Here is a 23,966-nt window from a genome sequence, read left to right as displayed (position 1 = left end):
GACGCAAAGCGTCAACTTTATTTGTGAATTACAGAATTATGGAAGAACTCATAGAACTGCGATCGCTAATTCAGAGAGGAGATACCCAATCTGCTCTGATGCTGATAGATGAGCTAGAAGAGATGAGCAAAGACGACAAGATTAATAAAATCCAAAGTTATGCTGTGATTCTTTTACTACATCTAATCAAGCAATCTGCCGAACAGCGATCTACTAGTTCTTGGGATGTATCAATTCGTAATTCTATATTCTCAATCCAACGCACAAACAAACGGCGGAAGGCTGGCGGCAATTATTTAAGCGATCGCGAATTGCAAGAAATTTTCGACGAGGCATATGATCGGGCTTTGGATAATGCCAGATTAGAGGCTTTTGGTGGTGCTTATGATGCGATCGCCCTTGGTAAAATGGTGAATCAATCGGAGATCTTGAAACGCGCTATGCATTTATTAACCACGGGTTGAAACTATGAATGTGTGGAAATGCTAGCAAATCCTATCTATTTATCTGGAACTATCTGGAGCGAAAAGCATTACAATTGAATTTAACTGTTAAGAGAAACATAGATGATTGTTGAAAATAGTGAAGTAATTTTATCGGTCAAGGATTTGACTGCGGAAGTGGATGGAGTCCAGATTCTTAAAGGACTAAATCTCGAAATTAAAGCTGGTGAAGTCCATGCGATTATGGGGCCCAACGGCTCTGGCAAAAGCACCTTCTCTAAAGTATTAGCGGGACATCCAGCCTATACGGTCACAGGTGGTGAGATTTGGTATAAGGGCAAAAATCTTTTAGATTTAGAACCTGAAATTAGATCTAGAGAAGGAATATTTTTAGCCTTTCAATATCCTCTCGAAATCCCAGGGGTGACTAATTCTGATTTCTTGCGCCTGTCCTACAACAATTTGAGAAAACATCAGGGTTTAGAAGAACTAGATATCATCGATTTTGATGACTTTATTCAAGAGAAGTTAGAAATCGTAGAAATGAATCCTAGCTTCTTGAGTCGTAGTGTCAATGAAGGATTTTCGGGTGGTGAAAAGAAGCGCAATGAAATCTTGCAAATGGCAATTCTTGATCCCACGCTAGCAATTCTGGATGAGACTGATTCGGGGCTGGATATTGATGCATTGCGTATTGTGGCGGGTGGGGTGAATAAGCTCTCAACACCTCAAAATTCTTCGTTGGTAATCACCCACTATCAACGCTTGCTCAATTACATTATTCCCGACTTCATTCATGTAATGGAAAATGGCAAGATCATTCTTACTGGCGGTAAAGACTTGGCTCTAGAATTAGAAGAAAAGGGCTACGACTGGCTCAAGGAAGAAGAGGCGGTGTTAGCATAATGTCTATTCAAGTTTATGACCCATTGGAAGATCAAATTCCAGAGCACGAATTCAAGGGTGCTGTGAATACGCGCAGTAAATTGGCTGTGGATAGTAACCAGTTTAGCTCGCGAATTCTGGGACTAAAATCTGGTGTTCCTAATATCGATCACAATACTAATCAGTTTGTGGGCGAACTGCGTCAATTAGCTAGCGATCGCCTATCAGCACTTTCTTTTCCCACGACTAAAGACGAAGAATGGAAATATACCGATGTTTCCTCTTTGGGTAGTCTAACTTTTGCTAATTCATCTGCTATTTCAACAGGTGTAGAGAGCTTAATTGCCAAACATACGGCTCCTGAAACTTCTGGCAATCTGCTTGTGTTTGTGAATGGGGAATATAGCGAAAAATTTTCAGATACAACAGGTGTTGAGCAAGGTTTAGTAGTTGGGACATTGTTAACCCTTGGCGATCGCATTTTGCCAAAGTTGCGATCTCACTTCGCCCAACATCCTGATGCGAATGATTATTTTGCCAGCCTGAATACTGCTTGTATAGCTGATGTAGCGATTATTCTCGCGCCTAAAGATTTAGTGGTTAAGAATCCTATTCAATTACTATTTGTATCTGTTCCTCAAGCAGGAAATGCAACCTTAATCACCCAGCCCCGTTGTTTAGTGATTGCGGAAACCCATAGTAATTTGACCTTCTTACAGACTTTTGTTGGTCAAGACAATCAGACCTATTTCACGAATGTGGTAACGGAAGTTTGGCTATCGGAAGGCGCACAGGTCAATCATACTAAGGTGCAATGGCAAGGCAATGAGTCAGTACATATTAATACAACGGCGATCGCTCAAGCAAGAAATAGCGTCTATACAAATCAATCAATTAGTCTCGGTGCAAAGATTTCGCGCCAAAACTTGATCGTGCAGCAGATGGCAGAACAGACCGAAACTTCGCTGACGGGTTTAGCCTTCATCGATGGGGAACAGCTTGCAGACACACATTCTGTGATCGCTCATAATTACCCTCATGGTTCCAGTAAGCAGTTGCATAAGTGTATTGCTGATGGACGTTCCCATGCCGTCTTTAATGGCAAAATTCAAGTTGCGAAGTTGGCTCAGCAAACTGACTCAGCGCAGTTAAGCCGTAATCTACTGCTATCAGGTAAGGCGCGAGTGGATACGAAGCCACAACTAGAGATTTTTGCAGATAATGTCAAATGCGCTCACGGTGCTACTGTCAGCCAGCTTGATGCGGAGGAGATCTTCTACTTACAAAGTCGAGCGATCGATGCAGAGAGTGCAGCAAATCTGCTTACCTATGCCTTTGCAACGGAAGCGATCGCTCAGATTCCGATTGTGTCGGTGCAGCGATCGCTTAGTAACTTTGTGCTTGAGAAAACCAAAGCATAAAATATAAAATAAAAAAGAAGCGATGCTTTGCGTCGTTTCTTTTTTACGAAAAGTGCTATAAGTCAACCTGTGAAAAATGTTAGGATGCTCAGCATCAAGAACGTATCGGGATGAGAAAATTAATGCGTTGGTCAATTGTGCTTATGCTCAGTGCTACATTAGCAGGAGCTAGCGCCCCACTAATTACTGCCTCTTCAGAATCTGATCTGACGTTGAATGCTAGCCTCGCCAATAATCGAGACAGCAAATCCTTTGATCCACTAACCTATACACCTATTGATCAGAGACTTGCCAAATTAGAAACTCAAGCCAAACAGCAAAATTCTACCGATACGGATCATGTTCGCGCTCGTTTAGTGATTGCAGATATCCATCTCAACAACCGTAAGCCCCGTGAGGCGATCGCTGCTCTTGACAAATTGGAAACGAAATATCCAGTTTTAGCTGATTACGTTCTGCTCAAACGCGCACAGGCGCAAACCCAACTCCGCGATCTCCCTTCAGCAACCGCAACTTGGCAACAAATTTTAGCTAAATTCCCTGATAGCCCTGCCGCCGCCGAAGCGATGTTTGCCCTTGGACAAAATCAACAACTTTTACAAAAATTTCCTGCCCATCCCCGATCGCAACAGGTCGCATTGCGTCTACTAGCCCAAACGCCAAATCGAGTGGATCTGATGGCGCATCTGGCGACTTATTTTAGTGATTCTAAAGAGATTGTGCCGATTTTAAATCGTCTAGTGGCGAGGTCCCCATCACTCACAGCCGATCAATGGTGGGCGATCGCTGAGGGCTATTACAATAATTTTGAATTTGGCAAAGCTGCTAATGCTTACAGTCGCGCCACAGTCAATCCCAGCACTGCTTACAATTACGCGCGTAGTCTCCATCGCGGCAAGCAAATTGATGCGGCGATCGCTGCTTACAATCGCGTTGTTCAGCAGTTTCCTAAAAGTCCCCAAGCACCTCGCGCTCTGATTCGGATTACGCAAATTGACTCGCCCCAAGCAGCGATCGCCGCTACGGATCGCATTGTTGCCAATTATCCTGAGACCGCAGGGGAAGCCCTAGGGATTAAGGCTGCAATTTTACAAGATAAACTTGGAAGTCCCAAAGCAGCCAGTGACGTTCGCAATCTATTGTTAAGTCGCTATGGTAGTAGCAATGATGCGGGAGAATTGCGTTGGCGCATTGCCAAGGGGCAAGCAAGAAGTGGACAAATCAAGAATGCGATCGCCACAGTTGACGCATTAATTGCCAATAGTCCTGATAGCACCTTCACTGCGGAAGCAAGTTTCTGGGCTGGTAAATGGGCTAATCAAATTGGTGATAAAGCTAAAGCCAAAACGTTATTTGAATTCACCATCCGTCAACATCCTGATTCTTACTATGCATGGCGATCCGCAAGTTCGCTCGGCTGGAATGTCGGTACTTTTACCACAGCAAGGTATGTAGCACCTGCGATCGCTTTACCTAGTGCCAGACAGCCTTTACCTGCGGGATCAGCTAAACTGCAAGAGCTATATATCCTCGGTCTAGATCGGGATGCGCGATCGCAGTGGGTAACGGAGTTGCGTGGCAAGCGCAATCTGGAACCAAAGGAAATCTTTACTGATGGCGTATTACGGGTTGCCAATCAAGATAACTTGATTGGGATTAAAACTCTTGAAAGTCTGGATTGGATTGATGTTTCCAATGCTCAAAAAGCAGAAATAGTGCAACTGAAGCAGCATCCTGCCTATATCCATTCTCTCTATCCATTTCATTATTGGGATTTGATCTCTAACTGGGCGAATGAACGCAAACTTTCCCCAGCCCTAGTCATCGGTTTAATGCGCCAAGAATCTCGCTTTGAGGCTCAAATTCGTTCTCGCTCTGGGGCGATCGGCCTGATGCAAATTATGCCAGATACTGGCTCATGGATTGCTAGCAAAAAGGGAGTGAACAACTACAATCTTGATCGACCAGAAGATAATATCAATTTTGGAACTTGGTATCTAGACTATACCCATGGTCGCTATGGCAATAACTCGATGCTTGCCGTTGCTAGCTACAATGCAGGGCCAGGAGCGGTGGGTAGATGGGTGGAAGCAAGGGGGGTAGGTGATCCCGATGAGTTCGTCAATAATATTCCCTATGACGAAACTAGAGATTATGTGTCCAAGGTTTTAGGTAACTATTGGAACTATCTTCGTTTGTATTCTCCTTCCGTCCAGCAACAGATTATGGCTTTAGAACAGCCTAATAATCTCAATGCTAACTCTAAGTTTTAGTAGGTGAATGGCGCTTACCTTTTAGGTTGTATGTCCTAAGCGAAGTTTAACATTGCTATACAATCATAAAAATCGTTCTCCCCGAAACATCTATGAGCCAGCACAAAATGGCGTAGCTATTTTGTGCTGGGGTATTACTCAAATATCGCTAGTTAAGATAAAGCGCCAATCACTTTGATCCATACCATGACTGACCAAACTAGCCGTCGCATCGGGGAAAATGCCTTTTGACTGAAGCGCGATCGCGAGTTGATCACCACTAGGTACACAAAACATATGGGTATATTCATCTCGCGGAGTCTCAATCCCTAATTGCATGTTTTCGCCCCACTGCACATGCAACAATGGCAGCATTTTCCCATTACTTTGAAGCTTTAAGTCCTTGATTCCTTGTAGCGATAGATAGGAAATCTTACCGCGATATTTCATGAGTATAGGTTCCAGCGATCGCATTACTTCCGCATCTACGCTGTAGATTCCTAATATCGATGAGCATCGGAATCGCAAAAGGTTAAACTTCTCATAAATACGTACCAACCGATTGGGCTTGCCATCGCTGGTGTTCATCGAAATCGTATAGCCGCGATCGCATTTACTCATACAGGACTGTAAAGCATAGTGCAGAAGCCTAATCGAAAGATGTTGTCTTTGATAGTCTGGATGTACTTTTAAATCGCATAAATACCAAGCTAAACGCAATGGTTCTCCATGACGATCGGTTACTTGCCGAAGGATGCCTGCGCCAACGGCGGCAACTCTTTCGCCATCCAAAGCGACAAAGTAATTGACATCGCCAAGGCGATCAAAAAAGGCAAAGTAGTTATCGCCATGATCGAGTTGAAAAGAGTCATTTCCCAATGGGTAGAATGCAGTCTGCTCAATCGCCTCAATGCCGACTTGAAATAAAGGACGCTCGGTAACTTCAACACGATGAAACTTCATGACCGAAAACCTACCACGACTTCACGATAGAAAAATGAGCGATCGCTTGCCAGTAATTCCTGACTCAGTTTGCGATCAACAGCTATATGCACCGCCATAATTGCGGCTAAATGATGATCGCCATTGAGTCGCCGCCCGATAATTGCTCCTCCTGATTTCAAGCAAGCGATCGCATCCGTCAGCATTTGATGGAGATCGCTCAAAGGCATCCAGTCTGAAATATTAGAAAACTGAATCAAATCGAATCCTTCTACTTCGGCAAGTTGCTGAAGGCGATCGACAAATGCGCCCTGATGCAATTGTAATCTTTCTACGCCTAGCGCCCGAATATTCTGCTGGGCAGAGTCTTGGAGATACAGAGGCAATCCTTCGCCTGCAAGATCATTGGTGTAGCGATCGCCCCAGACTTGGGTTAAAAAATAATTCTGATTGGGATGAAAGCGCTGTAAAGCTTGGGCAAATACATCGGCAAAATGTTCGCCAAAACTGCGATCCATCGAATAGTTAACTGCCGCTTCACCAAAAGTTTGGACAAGTCTCTCCCGTTCAAATACCTGCTCAAACAGATTGCGCCATTGCGGATGTTGAATTGCGGTTAATGGTTCTTTTAAAGGCGCAATCCCAAGCTGAGCAAATTTTGCAGCAAGCCCACGAAATAGCTGTTCAAATCGTCCGACTCGATTGACCCCAAATGCGATTTGCTCCTGTCTGGCATCCCAAAATGCTTGGGTGGGTTTTGGTAAATAGGCGCGTAAGTTGGCATAGATGCTAAGGCGATCGCGATCGCTAGCAGATTGATCGACACCTATCAATCGTAATTGTACATCTAGCGACAAATGCAATAGAGCTTGTCGGCGCAATTCCACAAGATGTAGTTGGGCAGGATTGAGATCTATGGCTTCGATTTTGGCGATCGCAGGGCTAGTCAGTAAACTTAAGGCAGTACAACCACCTGAAGCCACCAAAAAGATTCTGAGTGGTCGCTGATGCTTGGCTAGTTCTTGGATGACCCGTAATTCAATACGAGGATCTTCGCGCACTTGGGAGAAAGCGATCTCTGAGACAGGGCTAGCATTCAAGTTACAAATCACGATACAAACTCCAGAAATAATGAGCGCCAAGCGCTAGTCCTTGGATAACTTGCTCACGAGAACGTGGATTACTCCAACCCATTTCGGCTAAGTGCAACAAGTCTCTAGCATGTTCTGTATCTAGCTTCTCATGCACTGCATAGTGAGACTGACTGCCAGCAGCCGTCCAACCACGTTTCTGCAAAGTCCTAGCGATCGCCGTACTAATCCCGACATAGAGATACTCGATCATGCCGAGCATCGCCGCTCCTGATTCCCCCGACTGCATTAAGCAATAGGTCAAAATCGATTGGTTGAAGGCTAATACTGGCATCGTGCAAGGAACCTCTAGTTCGCGATCGGTTGCGCCCAAGGCGCGAAGGTATTGCTGAAACGTATATTTATGCGATCGCCAGCGATCTCCATGTCCATGTTCTTCAGTGATATTTGCGAGCAGAGGTAAGCGAGACTCTAGGGTTGCTGTCCTAGCTAATACCGCCGCCAATGGCTGAGAGAAAGACTCCACGGCATACCGAAAGGGAACTTGACTCCGCCGAAAAGCTTCGCGATCGGTCAGAGAATCTTCCATCCAAAGGATATAGGGATGGGAATTAAAGTCATAAACCTTTGCTACTTGTAAGACTGCTGACTGTAAAGATGGTAATTTGCTCAATTCTGCTATAGCCAATTCAGGATATTGGCGAATTCGGGAATTAGCGATCGGCTTTCTAATTAAAGTTTGCATCTTTTTCTCCACTCAATTAATCACAACGGAACCGACTTGCCGACGCTGTATGCTTGCGGCGAAGAAGTCTTGGACAAAAGAAAAATAGGAAGGGATATAAGGTGCACCCTGTTGGAGCAGATCTGACTGCAACTCTTGATGCAAGCGTGGTAAATGATACCAAGGCACGGCTGGATAGAGATGATGTTCTAGATGATAGTTCTCATTACACATAAAGAATCGCACTAAGGGAACTGTCAGAATCGTACGGGTTCCGCGAATTAAATCAGCTTCATGTTCGAGGAGGGTGTGCTGACTCATGCCGCGAATATTGACCATCGTATTAATCCACAGCATCGGAATTAGCCAACCATGAATTAGCAATGCTGGCGGTAGAGGTGAAAGTAACACAGTCGTAACTAGTAAGCCCAGCAAACCCACTTCGATCGCAATCCATAGGCGATCGGTGTGATTTCCCTGGTAAAATCCGAGAATCGGAATCGCGACAATGTAGACAGGATAACCAATAATCAATCTTCCCCAATGCATCAAAAAGGTTAACCAGTTCCATTTTGTATAGTTTTTATAATGATCGGGATCGCCCTCTACACCTAAATGTTGATGATGCTTGAGATGTAAGACCTTATAAGCTGAGAAATTTTGTCCAACGGGTAAAGCACAAAGAATGCTGAGCCAACGATTCCATTGCAAATTGCGACTGAGCACGCCATGCACGCCCTCATGGGTAAAGAGGCTAATACCATGTAAAGAAGCTGCTGCCAAGAGATACAAGGGTAAACAGAGGAGATATACCCAAGGTGTCGCGATCGCCTGTACTAACTCATAGGCTGCCAATGCTGACAATATGTACAACGCCATGAAAATGGGCAAACGGTGCGGATGTTGATCGAGGCTATGTAATTGTTTAAGCAATTCGGGAGCGATTTTGGGCTTTGTTGTCTCGCCAGAGGGAGCGGTTTGCTCAAGTTTAAAATTGTCCTTGTCTGAGAATTGTTGTGTTTTCATAGACTTAGGGATTCCCACAGAGTAGGTCATATATAATTGCGATCGCTAAGAGCCAATATGTTGTGAAGCGGCAAAGCCACCTCACAACATAAAGATGCCAGAGTTAACTTGTGTCAAAGGCTCACTTTTAGGATCATTAGCAGGATCAATTATTTTGATTGTGCTTGCTCTAAGGGCTTCACCGTAAAATAAGGAACCGATTTTTGATGGCGCGGCTTCGCCGCGCCATCAAAAATCGGTTTCTTAATAAATTGCAGAACCCTAAGCTCTATTCACATCTCTTTTACTTAATATTTAATTCGTTTAATTATCTTAATTTAACAATCTATGACAGTACTTACCCATCCCAACGATGCATATATCCTTGCTCAATGGCTAGCAGGCGATCATAGTAATTGGGAACAGGCGATCGACAACCCCCCATTTTTTGCCCATATCCGCGTTGGTATCCGCCCCTTGCCCAACCCAATTACTGAGGATGGCGTATGGCTATTTCTCGAACAAGCTTACGACTATGAGCTACATCATCCCTATCGCACAGCCGTATTACACCTGATCTTTCAAAACGATCGCATTGAAATGATCAACTATCGCCTCACAGAAGCCGAAAAATTCTTTGGTGCTAGTCGTGATCGCGATCGGCTGAAGGAGATGGATGCAAGTGCGATCGCCCAATTAGAAGGCTGTACTCAATGGGTGTATCGCGCCGATCAGCGTACTTTTAAAGGCGCTGTCGAACCTGGGAAAAAGTGCTGCATCAATCGCAAGGGTGTTGATACTTACCTCTCGATTGAGTTTGAAGTAACTGAAAACACCTATAGCAGCCTTGATCGTGGATACGACATCGTAACTGATGAGCGGGTGTGGGGTTCGATCGCAGGAGCCTTTCAATTTACCAAAAAAGTCAGCTTTGGCGACGAAATTTCCCTAGGTTCTACTCCTCAAGGTATAATAGCTTCCTGATAAATTAGATTTTTTGGGCATCTAAATACTGATCAATCAGTACATGATTTCCCAAAATCTGATCAATCGGCGCTTTCTGGATCGCAATTTGCCATTGACTAAAAGCTAAATAATGTTTTAGAAGCCTTGCTTAAATAAGTTGTTGGACTTAAATGTAGGATGGGTTAGCGATCGCGTAACCCATAATTGATAACCAATTAATGCGTTACGTTGTACTAACGCATCCTACGAATCATTAAGACTTCTCCCTTAGTAAAGCTGCTCAAACTTTTATTGGCATTTGCTCAAATCGTAAAGTGCTGTAAATCAGAAAGCAAAACTAGTGTGAGTATTAAAGGTGTAATTTGAAAGTCCTCGTAGTTGGCAGTGGCGGTAGAGAACACGCCTTAGCTTGGAAACTTCTGCAATCCCCCAATATTGATCGCGTCTTTTGCATCCCTGGAAATGGCGGTACGGCAACCATGCCCAATTGCCAGAATGTTTCCCTTAGCATTGATGATTTTGAGGGGATTTTAAGGTTTGCCCAAGTGCAAGGTGTTGGTTTTACCATTGTTGGTCCCGAACTGCCCCTAGCACTTGGCATTGTTGATTATTTTCAAGCCGCCGAAGCATTGATTTTTGGTCCAACTCAAGAGGGGGCAAAGATTGAAGCCAGCAAGTCTTGGGCAAAGACACTCATGCAAGAAGCGAATATTCCCACCGCCGCCAGTGCCACTTTCCAAAGTCTCGAAGCTGCTCAAGCCTATGTACAACAACAAGGCGCACCAATTGTGATCAAGGCGGATGGTCTAGCTAGTGGTAAGGGTGTTACCGTGGCGATGACTATCGAAGAAGCCACTGAAGCGCTCGATCGCATTTTTGCAGGACAGTTCGGCTCTGCAGGCGAAACCGTGGTCATCGAAGAATTTATGACAGGGCAAGAAGTATCTGTCCTTGCGGTCACCGATGGTAAAACCATTCGCCCCTTAAGTCCTGCTCAAGATCACAAACGTCTCGGTGATGGTGATACAGGTCCAAACACAGGTGGGATGGGAGCCTATGCACCTGCGCCGATCGCTACACCTAAGTTGATGGCAAAAGTGCAGACTCAAGTGTTAGAACCTGCGATCGCCGCTTTAAATGCTAGAGGTATTGATTATCGTGGTTGTCTCTATGCGGGGTTAATGATTACTCCCGAAGGTGAACCAAAAGTTGTGGAGTTTAACTGTCGGTTGGGCGATCCTGAGACCCAAGCAGTCTTGCCATTACTGGATACCAATCTGGATGATTTGTTGATGGCTTGTATCGAAGGCAACCTCGCTAACTTTCCACCTATTAAATGGAAAAAGCAGTCATCCGTATGTGTGGTGATGGCAGCAGGTGGCTATCCAGATAAAGTAGAGACGGGGCAGTTTATTACGGGTATCGGTAAAGCCGAAGACCTAGGTGCATTTGTATTTCAGTCAGGAACAAAGCTCAAGAACAATGCCCTAGTAACCAATGGTGGTCGAGTGCTTGGAGTAACCGCCCTAGGCGATGACATTCGGAATGCCATTACCAATGTTTATAGCGCCATTGAGTTTGTCGCTTACGACGGAATGTATTACCGCAAGGATATTGCGAGTAAAGCCATCGATTAAATTAAAAGCCCGCGCTATGCGCGGGCTTTTAATTTAATCGGCCATGCTGAGATTTACGGTAATCGTTAATTTTAAAGAAGAATCGGTATTTGAGTCATGGATTTGCTGCCAATGGTGATTAATGGGGCGATCGCCAATCGGCTCAGTCAAAACCCTTGCTAGAAGTTGCAAAAGCTTAGAAGCACCATTACTAATCTCTTGACTAAATGACTCTGTAGCTGTCGGCAAATTCACAGGTGATGCAGTTGTGCTAATCATTTGCGAATTAATTGTAGATTGGAAATTACTACTAATATTAGGATTAGTATTTAATGCACGATTGCTGTAACGACGCAAAACCACTTGCAAATTATTTTTAGTGACGCGATCGCCAAAAGCTTCTGACAGTAATTGCCATAGTTTATAACCAACATCACGAATATAAGCAGCATCATAGCCAGCTTTTTCGGCAATTTCTGAATAGGTTTTACCCTCCCATGTTTGACGAAAGATCGCCTCTTGAATGGTACTGAGGCTCTTATTCCCCAAAACAGAATCTACGATATTGAGTGCGTCTTCAATAGTCATTGTTTTCCTCACATTTCACTAATTAGTTATATCTAGATAACTTCTCTAAAAAATAGCGAGTCAAAATGTTTTTAATAATATTTTGATTCTAAATCTTGATGTTAAGTGGGAACTTCCTAATTAAATCTCCATCTAATTAGGCATAATCAGGTAAACAAACAAATAGTTTGTACTCAACACATTCACAAATACCTTTCTTAACTCGTTTCCCAATTTAATGATTAGAATTTCTTACTCAACTCACAGTTTCTCAACACCCATCCGTTAGACTCGCTAAAAAGTTTTAGAGATTAATCCAAAAAATCAATACAGATAACAACGTAGAAAACAAAATGTTTTGTATGCTGTTTCCATTGACACAGCTAAGTTAGCACAGTTTATTTAAACTGGTTATGTAGAGTAATTGTATAGATGAAAGCTTCAAAAACATTTATTAGCAAGGTTTTCAGGGATTACAACATTTTCTCCATCTATCTCAAACTTGTTTTTAACGATAAAAATTATGATGTTTGATGACATCAATCAAGACATTAACAAGCAAGTTATTGGAACAGAAAAAGTCTGATCTTTTTTTCTAGCATTTTCTGACAAAACCCAAACAAATGGGTAGTCCTGCAAAGGAACGGATTTGTTTGGGTAAGGATAGGCTAGCCTATCCWYACCCAAACAAATGAAGGCGGCGCGAAGTGCCACCTTCATTTGTTTGGGTTTTAATTTGTCCTAGTTGTCTCTTGCTTTGCTATAGCGATCCTAAATGAGTTGTAAGATTTAAAGGGTTGTGAGAGTGCGCCCCTTCGGGACGCACTCTCACAACCCTTTTAGGATTGCTATATGTAAGCTCAAAAATAGGGGAAAATATCCTTTTTAACTTCCTGTGAGCAATATGGCAAACAACAAGAAAGAAGTATTGGTGTTAGGGCTAACCCTGGCTATCTGTGGTGGATTGGCTGCTGCTGGTATTTTATTCTTTACGAAAAACCAACCCCCGATCGCGATCAATGGCAACCTCACAGTTAGCGATACTAACTTCGACTTAGCATCACGCAAAAGTGAAGGCGAAAAAATACTGATAACATCCGAAATTAATCCTGACAAGGAGCAGGCGATCGCGGCGATCGCCAAAAAAGATTACGCCACCGCAGTTACCAAATGGGAAGCCTCGCTCAGTAAACAGCGTAGTGATCCTGAAGCGGTTATATACCTAAATAATTCCAAAATTGGCGATCAAAAATCCCTAGCAATTGCGGTGAGTGTGCCGATTGGGGGCAATCTTAATGTGGCTAAAGAGATTTTGCGTGGTGTTGCCCAAGCCCAAAGTGAGATCAATAATCAGGGTGGAATTAATGGCATACCCCTAAAAATTGCGATCGTTAATGACGACAACAAAATTGAAGTTGGGACAAAAGTTGCCCAATCCTTAGTCCAAGATCAAAATATTCTCGCCGTGATCGGACATAACTCTAGCGAGGTTTCCATCGCCGCAATCCCAATCTATCAAGCGGGAGGACTGGTGATGATGTCATCAACAAGTACAGCTAAAGAGCTTTCAGGTGCGGGTAGCTATATTTTTCGGACAGTGCCAAGTGTGAGGTTTCAAGCCAATGCGCTATCTCAATATGTAGTTAAACAGCAAAACAAGAAAAATATTGGTATTTGCTTCAACACCATAGCAAAAGCCAGTCAATCCCTTCAAGAAGAATTTACTGCCGCCGTATTTTCGGATGGTGCAAAAATTAGCCGTGTAAATTGCGATCTGTCTAATCCCAACTTTAGCGCCGACAAGGTAATTGAGGAGATGTTGAGCGATCGCGTCGATGCCTTGTTATTATCTCCGGGTGTCGAAAAGATCGAAAAAGGGATCGAAATTGCCGTTATTGCCAGAAATCGCCTGTTATTGCTAGGTGATGGAACTTTGTATACTTTCAAAACCTTGCAACTTGGACAAGGGGCAATTGCCGACATGGTGCTAACCGTGCCTTGGCATCCTGAATTTTTAGCTAATAATCCCTTTGCGGGTAATGCGGTAAAACTGTGGGGAGGCGATGTGAATTGGCGCAGTGCTACTAGTTACGATGCAACATTAGCGATCGCAGGTGGACTGCGTAAAAATGCCACTCGTGCAGGACTACAACAAACTCTATCTAGTAATACCTTTGAACTAGAAGGAGCCGCAGGAAAAATTGCCTTTCAGCCATCGGGCGATCGGGCGAATCCTTCGATTTTAGTAAAAGTGAGTAAAGGCGATCGCTCAGGCGTTGGCTATGACTTCGTGCCACTGCGTTAAAACCAAAGAGAATGGCGGCGCTTCGCGCCGCCATTCTCTTTGGTTTTAACGACGCCATTTTTTAAAATCGTTTTGATGCAAGGGTAAATAAGGCGTGTGATATAGTTTTTTGGTGTCTTACATTACTAAATTCATTACTTAATAAAACAAATGGCTAAAGTCAAAATTGCCTCCGCTACTGATGTCAGTTCTGATAAAGTTCTGAAAACTAGCGCCAATGGACAATCTGTCATCGTTGCAAAAGTTGGTGATAAATATTGCGCGATCGCGAATAAATGCCCTCACTTTGGACTACCTCTAGCCAAAGGCAAATTTGAAAATGGTGTAATTACTTGCCCTTTCCACGGTTCAAAGTTTGAAGTTTGTACTGGCAAGAATACTGAATGGGTAGAATCTTTTGTCGGGATTCCCCTGCCTAATGTTGCCAAGAAAATGATCGCTATGGGCAAAACTTCTACTGATGTGAAAAGTTTTACCGTCACTCAAGAAGGCTCCGATCTATTTATTGACGCATAATAAAAAAACAAAAAAGCTGCCGTGCAAAACACGGCAGCTTTTTCAACGTATAGCCATTTGCGGAGTGCGAAGCATGCGGCAAATGCCGGAAAACGGGAAGAATCGCTTAGCGATTCTTCCCGTTTTCCGCTTTTGTAGAACTGACGTTACCCAAAAAGAGAGTGGTGGCGTTTCGCGCCGCCACTCTCTTTTTGGATTTTATGTCCTAACAAGACTATTGATATTTTTTGAAGACTAGAGTGACATTATGACCACCAAATCCAAAGGAGTTAGAAGTCGCCACATTAATTGTCATCGGACGAGACTTGTTAGGCACATAGTCTAGATCGCATTCAGGATCAGGATTTTCTAGATTCATCGTTGGCGGTGCAATATCATTTTTCACTGCCAAAACTGTCGCCACAGCCTCAATGCCGCCAGAGCCACCCAACAAATGCCCCGTCATCGACTTAGTGGAACTTACTGCAACTTTATAGGCATGATCACCCAGAACTTTCTTGATCGCCTTAGTCTCAGTACTATCATTTGCTGAAGTGCTTGTACCGTGAGCATTGATATAGTCCACCATCTCAGGTGCAATATCACCATCCTTAAGAGCTAGAGCCATTGCTCTGACTGCGCCTTCGCCATTAGGGGAAGGTGAGGTCATATGGTAAGCATCGCAGGTACAGCCATATCCTACGATTTCGGCGTAGATTTTTGCTCCACGCGCTAGAGCATGTTCGAGATTTTCGATAATCAAAATTCCTGCGCCTTCGCCCATCACAAATCCATCGCGATCTTTATCAAAGGGACGGGAAGCATGGGCAGGATCATCATTGCGGCGAGACATGGCTCTTGCCGAGGCAAAACCTGCAAAGCCGAGTGGTGTAATTGCCGCCTCAGTGCCACCACAGATCATCGCTTGGGCAAAGCCACTTTGGACTAAACGAAATGCATCACCGATCGCATTGGAACCCGCCGCACAAGCAGTCACCGTGCAGGAATTTGGTCCCTGTGCGCCCGTATGAATTGCCGTCAAACCTGCGGCCATATTACCGATCATCATCGGAATCATAAATGGACTACAACGGCTAGGTCCTTTAGTACGGATAATTTCATGCTGATCTTCGAGTACTTGCAAGCCGCCAATGCCAGTACCTAGTAAAACACCAATCTGAGGAGCATTAAGAGGTGTTATTTCTAGATTAGCATCGCGTAAAGCTTGGATACTGGCACTCACACCAAATTGAGCAAAGCGATCCATACGTCGCGCTTCTTTGGCTGGGACATATGCAAGAGGATCAAAATCTTTTACTTCGCCACCAACTCGACATTCATGATCGGTGGTATCGAAGCGCGTAATTTCGGTAATTCCGTTTTTGCCATCAACTAGACCTTGCCAGTATTCTTCGACCGTGTTACCGATCGGTGTGATTGCACCTAGTCCAGTGACAACGACGCGAGAGAGGGGCTGAGGGTTTTGCATTTCGTAATGATTTGGATAGAGTTTACGAAATATGAGGGTTGCTTGCCAACCCTCATATTTCACTAGGCAGCTTGCTTGCTGTCAATGTAATCAACGGCGTTCTGCACGGTGGCAATTTTTTCTGCGTCTTCGTCGGGGATTTCAACGCCGAATTTTTCTTCTAAGGCCATAACCAATTCGACAGTATCGAGAGAGTCAGCGCCAAGGTCGTTCGCAAAGCTAGCTTCAGGCTTAACTTCGGCTTTATCAACGCCTAATTGGGATGCAACGATTTCTTGAACTTGCTCAAAGGTACTCATTTACTTATTCTCTGCTTACTACCAAAAACTTTTTAGCGTTTTTAATTTTATCGGATAAAGGTAGCTGTATATACATGATCGCAAATAACTATCGAAAAATTCAATTTTTTAGCGAATATTTAGGACTATTTAGGGCTTTGCCTTAAATTTAGTGGTGCGCGGCGAAGCCACGCACCACTAAATTTAAGGTTGAACATAATTTTTAACCTGTCGAATTAAAAATACCCCCGCAACGGAATTCCCAAACTCATCAAGAGTAGGGCTATAGCAAGCGATCGCCGCTTTATCAACAATAATTGATAACAAAGCCCCACTAATACTGGACTTTGAAGGTAATCCCAGATTTTTGGCAAAGTCTGCTGATGACTCATACATGCCACATTGAGACATAATTTCTAAAACTATGGGGATATGTGGCGATCGCTCAGTACTAACTAATAAAGTGCCAATTTGCGCCAGATCTTGAACATTGCCGCGCAAACAACAAATTTCTTCATAAACTGCAAGGGCTTGACTAGGATTAGCAATTATTCCTAAGTATTGAAGCTGATCGGCGATCGCTAAATTCCGACGATTGGTCACCGATCTCACTGAATCTAGCATGGCTAAATCGAGCGTCAAATTTGCTCCAGATCTCTGATTAAGCCAATTTTGCAAAGTATCATAGGAGCTTAATAGTGATGAAATGGCGATCGCGCCACTATTAATCATCGGATTTTTGGGCTTGTCATCAGGAATTGCATTAAATGGATCGTTACTCAGTTTGGAGTCAACTATCTGAAAAACTGCATCTCTACCGAGATTTTCTAGCAAATAAAGTAACAAAAATGGCTTGACTACACTCATCAACGGAAAGGTTATGGCAATGTCGCCAGCCATAATACGCTCACCTTTTACCTGTTGAATCGCGATCGCGATCGCCTCTGGATCAGCTTGAGCTAACAAAGGAATATAGCTTGGGAGCTTTCCCTTAGTGACTTCTTGTCTTGCTAATTGTAGCCATTGTTGAAGATTATTTTCGAGCATAAAATCCCACTGCTGTTGTAAAGATAGCGCTGCGCCCTATCTTTACAACAGTTTATTACGTTCCACCATCGTCTCTAAATCTGCATCACTCCCATAAGTACTTATGCAAAACTTATGCAAAATAAACCCAAACCTGTAAAATTGCGTCACTGCGGGGCGCAATTTTACAGGTTTGGGTTTGTAATTAATTATGCCCATCTACTTAGCGGCGTTCAGAGCAGTAGGTCATCAAATAAAAATCATTATTCACCATTATTCATAGGTACTGTATCCGACCGCGAAAATCATCGGTGATAAACCAACAGCGTTTCTGCCCCTGATTATTATCATATTCTGTATCAGTAGATAGATATCGCGATCGCTGATTCGGTGATAAACCAACAGCGTTTCTGCCCCTGATTATTATCATATTCTGTATCAGTAGATAGATATCGCGATCGCTGATATTGCTTACCAAAAGTTGTCACCAAATATCTGTTAGATTTATATATGTTTACAAAGTCAATTTAATAAAAAAATTTTATGAGCTTACTGATCGTTGGTGCGACAGGTACATTAGGTCGTCAAATCACCCGTCACGCACTAGATCGGGGGCTGAAAGTCAAATGTTTTGTTCGTTATCCCAAAAAAGCAAACTTCCTCAGAGAATGGGGAGCCGACTTAGTAGCAGGAAACCTGAATAATCCTCAAAGTCTGGATGATGCACTAGAAGGGGTTACCGAAGTTATTGACGCAGCCACAACTCGTGCAACTGGCTCACTCAGGATTAGAGATGTCGATTGGCTAGGCAAAGTTTCACTGATCCAAGCTGCTGAACGCGCCAAGGTTGAGCGGTTCGTATTTTTCTCAATCCTCAATGCCGAGAAATATCCCAATGTCCCCCTGATGGACATCAAAAATTGCACCGAAAAATTTTTAGCATCTACCGATCTGAACTACACCATCCTCAAGCCCTGCGGATTTTTCCAAAACTTGATTGGTGAATATGCGATCCCCATCCTTGAAAATCAAACAATCTGGATCGGTGGCGAATCATCGCCGATCGCTTATATGAATACTCAAGACATCGCCAAGTTTGCCATTCGCGCCTTGACTGTTAAAGAAACTGAGCGTCAATCCTTTGCGATCGCAGGACCAAAAGCATGGCAACCCAGCGAAATCATCAAACTTTGCGAAAGAATGTCAGGACGCACCCGCAGAACCGCCAACATGCCCCTTGGGTTACTGCGCTTTGCTCGGAAAGTTGCTCTCGGCTTTGAATGGGGTTGGAGTTTTGCGGAGCGCATGACCTATGCCGAAGTTCTCGCTAGTGGCATTCCGCTTGATGCCGACATGAAGGAGACTTACAAAATCTTTGGTCTTGAAGAAGAGGACATGACAACATTGGAATCCTATATGCAGGACTACTTTAGCCGCATCCTTAAGAAATTGAAGGAGCTAGATTATAAAGAGCCTAAAATTAAAGCCCCTTTCTAAAACATATAGACCCTGATGCGCTGCCTATGCTTTTCAGGTTTGTTATTATGATGTAGATATCCAAATAAACAGCTTCAAAATAATTAAACCCAATAATTAACAAACATGAGCAAATCACCATTAGACGCTTTCTTTATTGGTAGAGCCACGGCTGAGGCTGTAATTGATCGCATTGAAGAAACGGTAACCGAAGCCCTTAGCGCATTAGGCAAATTTGATGCCGAACAACGGGAACAGATTCGTATTTTCGTCGAAACCGTTTTAGAAAAAGCCGAACAACAAAAGGGAAACGTTACCACCGATGATAGTGATATCGCTCCTGATGAGTTGCAAGAAACTATTGATAACCTCCGCGCCGAAATTGCTCAACTAAAATCTGAATTGCAGCAATATCGCGAGCAATAAAAAAAGGAGCGCGTTGCGCTCCTTTTTTTATAATAAAAGCCTTGCAATGCAAGGCTTTTAACTTTTTAACGCAATGCTGGTAAAGATGGTGATGCTTTCGGTGAAACGCTAGGCACAGGACTTGTACTAGTGGGAGACACACTTGGTAAAGGACTAGGTGACGCTTTAGGCGTGGCAGTTGGTGAAGCTGTTGTTTGGGGCTTAACTTGGGCTGGTTCAGCTTTTTTCTTTTCTCCTAAAATGCTAGGACTGCCATCGTCAAACACACCCGCAATACAAGAAATCATCAAAGTTGCCAAAGTACCTACAAACAAAGCTTTCCACCCTAGGTCGGAAATGTCGCGGCGGCGGGATGGGATCAAAGCGATCGTGCCACCCACAAAAATTCCTACAGAGGCTAAATGAGCAAAGCCTGATAAGGCATAACTGACAATAATCACAGTGCGATCGCTGATTTCCCCCGCTTGAGCAGCCTGAGCTAACGCTTGATAAGGTGGGATCGCTGTTTCCAGTAGTCGCCGACCAATGATCACTGAAGCCGGCCAAGAATCCTCTAACGATACTCCTGTTAGCAAAGTCAAAGGATAGAATAATGCTCCTTGAATATTAGGAAGATTAACCACTTTAAAAACATCGCTAATAGTTGCTAGCCAAGCAAAAATTTGATTAACCAGATCGACTAAACCCACAATTAAAATCAAAATTGCCGCGATCGAAGCAGCCATCTTCAACCCATCCAAAGCCCCAATAATCGTGGCATCCATCGGACTCATCCGCTTCATGGTTTCGCCACCAGCATTTTCTAATTCACCCTCTTGATCAGATTTTGAGGATTTATCTTCTTTAGGGATACCACCCATTGTTAGAGGTACACCCGTCTCAGGCACAAGAATTTTTGACAACACAAAACAAGCGGGGATCGCAATAATCGAAGCTGAAACTAAGTGTCCAAGAATATTTGGAAAAACTGGGCGTAAAAAGCTGACATAAATAGCTAAGGTCGAAGAAGCTGCTGTCCCAAAGCAACAAGCCAAGATTGCACATAATTCACTGCGAGTCATCTTAGGAAGGTAAGGCTTGACTACGATCGCTGCTTCAATACCCACAAAAATATTGGCGGCTCCACTCAGAGCCTCAGCACCACTCAAACGCATTGTCCAGAAAAAGAGCTTGGCAAAAACCTCCACAATCTTTTGGATGATCCCCAAGTTTTCCAATAGTGCCATGAAGCCTGAGAAGAAAACTACCGCAGGCAAGGCTCTAAAAGCAAATACATAAGCCAGACGGTTCGTTGTGCAGTAATTTGCAGCAGAATTTGCCACACTGGTAAGGTCATCTAATAAAATCTGCCCAGGGGGACAAGTGCCATTAGGACTTAGAGGCAACAATGTATAAGGTTCTTGTCCTGTGGGTGGCACAAGCAAGCGACCAAAGACAAATCTTGCGCCAGTATCCGCCGATGCAAATATGCCATCTAGTAGACCGCTAAACCACCTTAACCCTTCTCTAGTTTGAGGTTGTTGAAAGACTAGATAGCCCAATACTAGCTGCAAGCCGATGCCCCAGATAATTACGCGCCAAGGGATAACTCGACGATCTTCTGAAAAGACCCAAGCCACAAAGCACAAGCCAAAAATGCCAAAGAAAGAAACAAAATTCAAGTAGGTCATGGGCGTTTGAGGGAGAGATTAGTCAACATAGAGATCCAAGAAAGTCAAAATCCAGAAAAGCAATCCCAAGGCAAATTAAAAATCAATTAAAAAGTAAATTGGTTTTATAGTTGCAAAATCTAATCAAAATGTTACGATGATAAATGCTTTAAACCATGTCATTTCGCTAAAGGAATAAACTGTGGCAAACATCAAGTCCGCAAAAAAGCGCATTCAGATCGCTGAGCGTAACCGTCTGCATAATAAATCATATAAGTCAGCCGTCAAGACTTTAATGAAAAGCTATTTAGAAGCAGTTGATGCCTATAAGGCAAATCCAACTCCTGAAGCCCTAGAAGCAGTTAATGCTAAGCAATCTTTGGCTTACAGTAAGATTGATCGTGCTGTCAAACGTGGAGTTCTCCATAGCAACACAGGCGCACGTCGCAAATCTAAGCTCGCTGTCGCCCTCAAAAAAGTTACTGCTACAAACTAAATAGTAATCAACCAATGATAAATTAGCGTTTTCCGAGCATTAGCAACTAAAAGTGTTTAAGTAGCTCACAGCACTGGGGGCTTAAATAATCTTTGCTATAATCTAGTTCGGATAACAATTTAGGATTAGTTACTTTGGGCTTGCGGTCTTCCAACGTTTTGTTGACGACCCGAAATAATCGGGCAGGTTGCAGAATAATCGCTTTTCCCTACAGTTTCTTACGTCTGCGATCATGAGGTCTTCTCAACCTGTCCAGCTTATACTGAGAGCTAAATCTACATGTCTAACCTTGATAAAGAGAGCTTCTTAAACCCTATCTCTAACTTTAGAGGCGAGTTTTCGCCACAAAATTTAGCTTTTGATGCTAATCTACAAGAGTTTACGAATCGTATTTCGATTATTTGTGCTTTAGAAACTGGGGGTAAGATTTCGCCAAATGAAGCTTATCTACAGATCAAAGAACTCTGGAAAAAGTTAGATACATCCAGACAACATCTTTTAGGTGACGACTAATTTATCTTGAAATGCTATCTCAGAATAGATCATTAACTTTTTTACACCCATACCATAGACATAAATTCACTAAAAGATTGTTTACAATCTTTAACATAGGTTTATACTAGGAATAATTAACTTCATTTTGCTGATTTCTCCCATTGCATGACTATCCAAAGCAATCTAATCTTTGGAAGCTGAGGTTTTCATAGAAAAACTCTTTTTAAACCGCTTAAAATTTAGGGCAGAGATGTCCTTCGGCTTTGTTAGTGATTGTTTATCCCGTGCGATTGGCAGAATAGGCGAACTGTTCGTAGAACAAATTTGCTGCAAATCTTAGGATCATCCATGCCCTCATCTTTTCTTTCTCTCGGTATTTCTGAAGCACGAGTTGCTAAGCTCGAATCAATTGGCTTTACAGAGCCTACAGCTATTCAAGAACAAGCAATTCCTCAACTGCTCGCAGGAGCAGATGTACTCGGTCAGGCGCAGACTGGTACTGGTAAAACGGCGGCTTTTGCGCTGCCCATTCTAGAGCGTTTAGATCTGAACAACGACTCTTTACAAGCTCTAATTTTGACTCCAACCCGTGAATTAGCAATTCAAGTTGGACAAGCTCTGCGTAGCTTTAATACCAAACCAGGTGCAAAAATTCTCACCGTATATGGTGGATCTGACATCAGTCGCCAAATGGTTCAATTGGAACGTGGTGTCCATGTAGTTGTTGGTACTCCTGGGCGTGTCATCGATTTGATGGAACGTGGAAAGCTAAAACTAGAGCATCTTGCTTGGTTTGTTTTGGATGAAGCGGACGAAATGCTCAACATGGGTTTCATTCAAGATGTCGAAAGGATCTTGGTAACGACTCCTTCTACTAAACAAAGTACGTTCTTCTCGGCAACTATGCCTCCTGCGGTAAAGCGCTTGGTGAAGAATTTCTTGAAGTCTCCTGTAACTGTCAAGGTTGAGACTCAGGATTCTACCCCTACCCGTATTGACCAACAGATTTATCTGGTTCCCTATCACTTGACTAAAGAAGAGGCTTTGCTTCCTGTTCTGGAATATGAAGCTCCAACTTCAGCAATCATCTTTGTGCGAACTAAAGACTCGGCAAGCCGTTTAACGGAGATTCTGCAATCTTCTGGTCATAGTGTTGATGAGTATCACGGGAATCTCTCGCAATCTCAACGCGAAAATTTGTTGCGTCGCTTCCGTAACCAACAAGTACGTTGGGTTGTCGCAACTGACATTGCAGCCCGTGGTTTGGATATTGATGGTTTGACCCATGTGTTTAACCTCGATATTCCTGATGATCCTGAGCGTTATGTTCACCGTATCGGACGGACTGGACGCGCTGGCAAAAAGGGAATCGCGATCACTCTGATTTCTGGAAAAGAGCGTTATAAGTTGCGTCAATTGGAACAGCAAGTTGGAATGCCTCTTCCTCCTCAGCCTTTACCTAATGTTGCTCAGATTCAAGAGCGGCGCATCGGTCGTTTCACTGAGCAAATTCTAGAGGCTCTGTCTGGCGAGCGTTTGGCTTCGTTCTTACCTTTAGTATCGCAATTGGTTGAGGACTATGATCCTCAAGCGATCGCTGCCGCAGCTTTACAACTTGCCTATACTCAACTGCAATCAGATAAAGCAGAACAAGCTGCCTTGCAAGTTTTGGCTAAGCAACCTCACAGTCCTTCTGGTGGACGCGATCGCGATGGCGGTGGTTACAACAGTGGTAGACCAATCAAGCGTGGTCAAAGTGGTTATCGTGGTGATGGCGGCGGTGGTCGTTCTGGCGGCGGTGGTCGTGAAGGCGGATATGACTCTCGTCGTCCTACTCGTTCTGGTGACCGCGATCGTTCTTCAGCTCCAGTTAAATACTAGAACTAAATCAAAAGAGTTGCAAAGCAACTCTTTTGATT

The 23,966-nt window shown here is 43.6% G+C and carries 23 protein-coding genes and 1 pseudogene; 13 read left to right on the top strand and 11 right to left on the bottom strand.

Features of this window, described 5'->3' with window-relative positions; translation table 11 throughout:
* Positions 1 to 38 precede the first annotated feature (38 nt).
* From B9G53_RS25365 to B9G53_RS25350, 4 genes are all read left to right on the top strand, one after another.
* Positions 39 to 464: a DUF29 family protein gene (locus B9G53_RS25365; RefSeq protein ID WP_094536199.1), complete on the top strand. Its 426-nt coding sequence runs from the start codon at positions 39 to 41 to the stop codon at positions 462 to 464.
* Positions 465 to 566: 102 nt separating this feature from the next.
* On the top strand, positions 567 to 1,349 hold the full coding sequence (gene sufC, locus B9G53_RS25360) for a Fe-S cluster assembly ATPase SufC (RefSeq protein WP_094536198.1): 783 nt from the start codon (positions 567 to 569) through the stop codon (positions 1,347 to 1,349).
* On the top strand, positions 1,349 to 2,749 hold the full coding sequence (sufD, locus tag B9G53_RS25355; RefSeq protein WP_094536197.1) for a Fe-S cluster assembly protein SufD: 1,401 nt from the start codon (positions 1,349 to 1,351) through the stop codon (positions 2,747 to 2,749). The genes sufC and sufD overlap by 1 nt, the downstream gene beginning before the upstream one ends.
* A gap of 122 nt (positions 2,750 to 2,871) precedes the next feature.
* Complete coding sequence (locus B9G53_RS25350) at positions 2,872 to 5,022, top strand: transglycosylase SLT domain-containing protein (RefSeq protein WP_094536196.1); 2,151 nt, start codon at positions 2,872 to 2,874, stop codon at positions 5,020 to 5,022.
* Between the two features lie 138 nt (positions 5,023 to 5,160).
* Here B9G53_RS25350 and B9G53_RS25345 read toward each other — a convergent pair whose 3' ends face one another.
* From B9G53_RS25345 to B9G53_RS25330, 4 genes are read right to left on the bottom strand one after another with little or no spacing between them, the layout of a single operon-like run.
* Positions 5,161 to 5,964 carry a GNAT family N-acetyltransferase gene (locus B9G53_RS25345; RefSeq protein WP_094536195.1) on the bottom strand — a complete coding sequence of 268 codons (804 nt, stop codon included), beginning with the start codon at positions 5,962 to 5,964 and terminating at the stop codon, positions 5,161 to 5,163.
* A complete protein-coding gene (locus tag B9G53_RS25340) occupies positions 5,961 to 7,055 on the bottom strand; it encodes a DUF3419 family protein (RefSeq protein WP_217901676.1) in 1,095 nt (364 codons plus the stop codon). Before B9G53_RS25340 ends, B9G53_RS25345 begins: the two co-directional genes overlap by 4 nt.
* Positions 7,045 to 7,779 (bottom strand): iron-containing redox enzyme family protein, encoded by a 735-nt coding sequence (locus B9G53_RS25335; protein WP_094536194.1) that lies wholly within the window; start codon positions 7,777 to 7,779, stop codon positions 7,045 to 7,047. The genes B9G53_RS25340 and B9G53_RS25335 overlap by 11 nt, the downstream gene beginning before the upstream one ends.
* Positions 7,780 to 7,791: 12 nt before the next feature.
* On the bottom strand, positions 7,792 to 8,784 hold the full coding sequence (locus B9G53_RS25330; RefSeq protein WP_141211894.1) for a fatty acid desaturase: 993 nt from the start codon (positions 8,782 to 8,784) through the stop codon (positions 7,792 to 7,794).
* Between the two features lie 327 nt (positions 8,785 to 9,111).
* Between B9G53_RS25330 and B9G53_RS25325 the strand changes: the two genes are divergently transcribed.
* Positions 9,112 to 9,747 carry a chromophore lyase CpcT/CpeT gene (locus tag B9G53_RS25325; protein WP_094536193.1) on the top strand — a complete coding sequence of 212 codons (636 nt, stop codon included), beginning with the start codon at positions 9,112 to 9,114 and terminating at the stop codon, positions 9,745 to 9,747.
* A 344-nt stretch (positions 9,748 to 10,091) separates the two neighbouring features.
* Entirely contained in the window at positions 10,092 to 11,366 is a 1,275-nt protein-coding gene (purD, locus tag B9G53_RS25320; protein WP_094536192.1) for a phosphoribosylamine--glycine ligase, read from the top strand.
* A gap of 33 nt (positions 11,367 to 11,399) precedes the next feature.
* Here purD and B9G53_RS25315 read toward each other — a convergent pair whose 3' ends face one another.
* Complete coding sequence (locus B9G53_RS25315) at positions 11,400 to 11,933, bottom strand: hypothetical protein (protein ID WP_094536191.1); 534 nt, start codon at positions 11,931 to 11,933, stop codon at positions 11,400 to 11,402.
* 883 nt (positions 11,934 to 12,816) lie between these two features.
* On the opposite strand from B9G53_RS25315, the gene B9G53_RS25310 reads away from it, so the two are divergent.
* A complete protein-coding gene (locus B9G53_RS25310) occupies positions 12,817 to 14,217 on the top strand; it encodes an ABC transporter substrate-binding protein (RefSeq protein WP_094536190.1) in 1,401 nt (466 codons plus the stop codon).
* A 150-nt stretch (positions 14,218 to 14,367) separates the two neighbouring features.
* Positions 14,368 to 14,733, top strand: coding sequence for a Rieske 2Fe-2S domain-containing protein (locus tag B9G53_RS25305; protein ID WP_094536189.1), 366 nt, complete (start codon positions 14,368 to 14,370; stop codon positions 14,731 to 14,733).
* 214 nt (positions 14,734 to 14,947) lie between these two features.
* Here B9G53_RS25305 and fabF read toward each other — a convergent pair whose 3' ends face one another.
* The 5 genes and pseudogenes from fabF to B9G53_RS28790 form a co-directional block, all read right to left on the bottom strand.
* On the bottom strand, positions 14,948 to 16,201 hold the full coding sequence (gene fabF / locus B9G53_RS25300; RefSeq protein ID WP_094536228.1) for a beta-ketoacyl-ACP synthase II: 1,254 nt from the start codon (positions 16,199 to 16,201) through the stop codon (positions 14,948 to 14,950).
* A 62-nt stretch (positions 16,202 to 16,263) separates the two neighbouring features.
* Positions 16,264 to 16,500: an acyl carrier protein gene (gene acpP, locus B9G53_RS25295; protein WP_094536188.1), complete on the bottom strand. Its 237-nt coding sequence runs from the start codon at positions 16,498 to 16,500 to the stop codon at positions 16,264 to 16,266.
* 183 nt (positions 16,501 to 16,683) lie between these two features.
* Positions 16,684 to 17,526, bottom strand: coding sequence for a glutaminase (locus B9G53_RS25290; RefSeq protein WP_094536187.1), 843 nt, complete (start codon positions 17,524 to 17,526; stop codon positions 16,684 to 16,686).
* Between the two features lie 259 nt (positions 17,527 to 17,785).
* Positions 17,786 to 17,875: pseudogene (locus tag B9G53_RS29210) on the bottom strand (phycobiliprotein lyase); the annotation flags it as partial.
* Positions 17,865 to 17,993 (bottom strand): hypothetical protein, encoded by a 129-nt coding sequence (locus B9G53_RS28790; RefSeq protein ID WP_254923813.1) that lies wholly within the window; start codon positions 17,991 to 17,993, stop codon positions 17,865 to 17,867. The pseudogene B9G53_RS29210 and the gene B9G53_RS28790, both read right to left, overlap by 11 nt.
* Positions 17,994 to 18,048: 55 nt before the next feature.
* Between B9G53_RS28790 and B9G53_RS25280 the strand changes: the two genes are divergently transcribed.
* Together B9G53_RS25280 and B9G53_RS25275 are read left to right on the top strand one after the other, a co-directional pair.
* A complete protein-coding gene (locus tag B9G53_RS25280; protein ID WP_094536186.1) occupies positions 18,049 to 19,002 on the top strand; it encodes an NmrA family NAD(P)-binding protein in 954 nt (317 codons plus the stop codon).
* Between the two features lie 105 nt (positions 19,003 to 19,107).
* Positions 19,108 to 19,407 (top strand): DUF6825 family protein, encoded by a 300-nt coding sequence (locus B9G53_RS25275; protein WP_094536185.1) that lies wholly within the window; start codon positions 19,108 to 19,110, stop codon positions 19,405 to 19,407.
* A gap of 65 nt (positions 19,408 to 19,472) precedes the next feature.
* On the opposite strand, the gene B9G53_RS25270 is transcribed toward B9G53_RS25275, so the two are convergent.
* Positions 19,473 to 21,077 (bottom strand): NupC/NupG family nucleoside CNT transporter, encoded by a 1,605-nt coding sequence (locus B9G53_RS25270; RefSeq protein ID WP_094536184.1) that lies wholly within the window; start codon positions 21,075 to 21,077, stop codon positions 19,473 to 19,475.
* A 181-nt stretch (positions 21,078 to 21,258) separates the two neighbouring features.
* Between B9G53_RS25270 and rpsT the strand changes: the two genes are divergently transcribed.
* The 3 genes from rpsT to B9G53_RS25255 all read left to right on the top strand — a co-directional run bounded on the left by rpsT (position 21,259) and on the right by B9G53_RS25255 (position 23,928).
* On the top strand, positions 21,259 to 21,552 hold the full coding sequence (gene rpsT, locus B9G53_RS25265; RefSeq protein ID WP_094536183.1) for a 30S ribosomal protein S20: 294 nt from the start codon (positions 21,259 to 21,261) through the stop codon (positions 21,550 to 21,552).
* A gap of 279 nt (positions 21,553 to 21,831) precedes the next feature.
* Positions 21,832 to 22,065: a hypothetical protein gene (locus B9G53_RS25260; protein WP_094536182.1), complete on the top strand. Its 234-nt coding sequence runs from the start codon at positions 21,832 to 21,834 to the stop codon at positions 22,063 to 22,065.
* Positions 22,066 to 22,395: 330 nt separating this feature from the next.
* Complete coding sequence (locus tag B9G53_RS25255; RefSeq protein WP_094536181.1) at positions 22,396 to 23,928, top strand: DEAD/DEAH box helicase; 1,533 nt, start codon at positions 22,396 to 22,398, stop codon at positions 23,926 to 23,928.
* Positions 23,929 to 23,966: the final 38 nt, after the last annotated feature.

This window comes from Pseudanabaena sp. SR411 (assembly GCF_002251945.1).
Classification (GTDB): Bacteria; Cyanobacteriota; Cyanobacteriia; order Pseudanabaenales; family Pseudanabaenaceae; genus Pseudanabaena.
The sequence above is the reverse complement of the archived record's forward strand: the minus strand, read 5'-3'. Positions and strand labels throughout refer to the sequence as shown.

What these genes read in the sequence shown, in the direction of transcription:
- B9G53_RS25310 (WP_094536190.1), top strand. Translation starts at nt 12,817, where the DNA reads ATGGCAAACAACAAGAAAGAAGTATTGGTGTTAGGGCTAACCCTGGCT.
- acpP (WP_094536188.1), bottom strand. Translation starts at nt 16,500, where the DNA reads ATGAGTACCTTTGAGCAAGTTCAAGAAATCGTTGCATCCCAATTAGGC.
- B9G53_RS25365 (WP_094536199.1), top strand. Translation starts at nt 39, where the DNA reads ATGGAAGAACTCATAGAACTGCGATCGCTAATTCAGAGAGGAGATACC.
- B9G53_RS25290 (WP_094536187.1), bottom strand. Translation starts at nt 17,526, where the DNA reads ATGCTCGAAAATAATCTTCAACAATGGCTACAATTAGCAAGACAAGAA.
- B9G53_RS25315 (WP_094536191.1), bottom strand. Translation starts at nt 11,933, where the DNA reads ATGACTATTGAAGACGCACTCAATATCGTAGATTCTGTTTTGGGGAAT.
- sufD (WP_094536197.1), top strand. Translation starts at nt 1,349, where the DNA reads ATGTCTATTCAAGTTTATGACCCATTGGAAGATCAAATTCCAGAGCAC.
- B9G53_RS25255 (WP_094536181.1), top strand. Translation starts at nt 22,396, where the DNA reads ATGCCCTCATCTTTTCTTTCTCTCGGTATTTCTGAAGCACGAGTTGCT.
- B9G53_RS25270 (WP_094536184.1), bottom strand. Translation starts at nt 21,077, where the DNA reads ATGACCTACTTGAATTTTGTTTCTTTCTTTGGCATTTTTGGCTTGTGC.
- B9G53_RS25280 (WP_094536186.1), top strand. Translation starts at nt 18,049, where the DNA reads ATGAGCTTACTGATCGTTGGTGCGACAGGTACATTAGGTCGTCAAATC.
- B9G53_RS25335 (WP_094536194.1), bottom strand. Translation starts at nt 7,779, where the DNA reads ATGCAAACTTTAATTAGAAAGCCGATCGCTAATTCCCGAATTCGCCAA.
- B9G53_RS25275 (WP_094536185.1), top strand. Translation starts at nt 19,108, where the DNA reads ATGAGCAAATCACCATTAGACGCTTTCTTTATTGGTAGAGCCACGGCT.
- B9G53_RS25345 (WP_094536195.1), bottom strand. Translation starts at nt 5,964, where the DNA reads ATGAAGTTTCATCGTGTTGAAGTTACCGAGCGTCCTTTATTTCAAGTC.
- B9G53_RS25350 (WP_094536196.1), top strand. Translation starts at nt 2,872, where the DNA reads ATGCGTTGGTCAATTGTGCTTATGCTCAGTGCTACATTAGCAGGAGCT.
- B9G53_RS25325 (WP_094536193.1), top strand. Translation starts at nt 9,112, where the DNA reads ATGACAGTACTTACCCATCCCAACGATGCATATATCCTTGCTCAATGG.
- B9G53_RS25305 (WP_094536189.1), top strand. Translation starts at nt 14,368, where the DNA reads ATGGCTAAAGTCAAAATTGCCTCCGCTACTGATGTCAGTTCTGATAAA.
- sufC (WP_094536198.1), top strand. Translation starts at nt 567, where the DNA reads ATGATTGTTGAAAATAGTGAAGTAATTTTATCGGTCAAGGATTTGACT.
- fabF (WP_094536228.1), bottom strand. Translation starts at nt 16,201, where the DNA reads ATGCAAAACCCTCAGCCCCTCTCTCGCGTCGTTGTCACTGGACTAGGT.
- B9G53_RS25330 (WP_141211894.1), bottom strand. Translation starts at nt 8,784, where the DNA reads ATGAAAACACAACAATTCTCAGACAAGGACAATTTTAAACTTGAGCAA.
- B9G53_RS25260 (WP_094536182.1), top strand. Translation starts at nt 21,832, where the DNA reads ATGTCTAACCTTGATAAAGAGAGCTTCTTAAACCCTATCTCTAACTTT.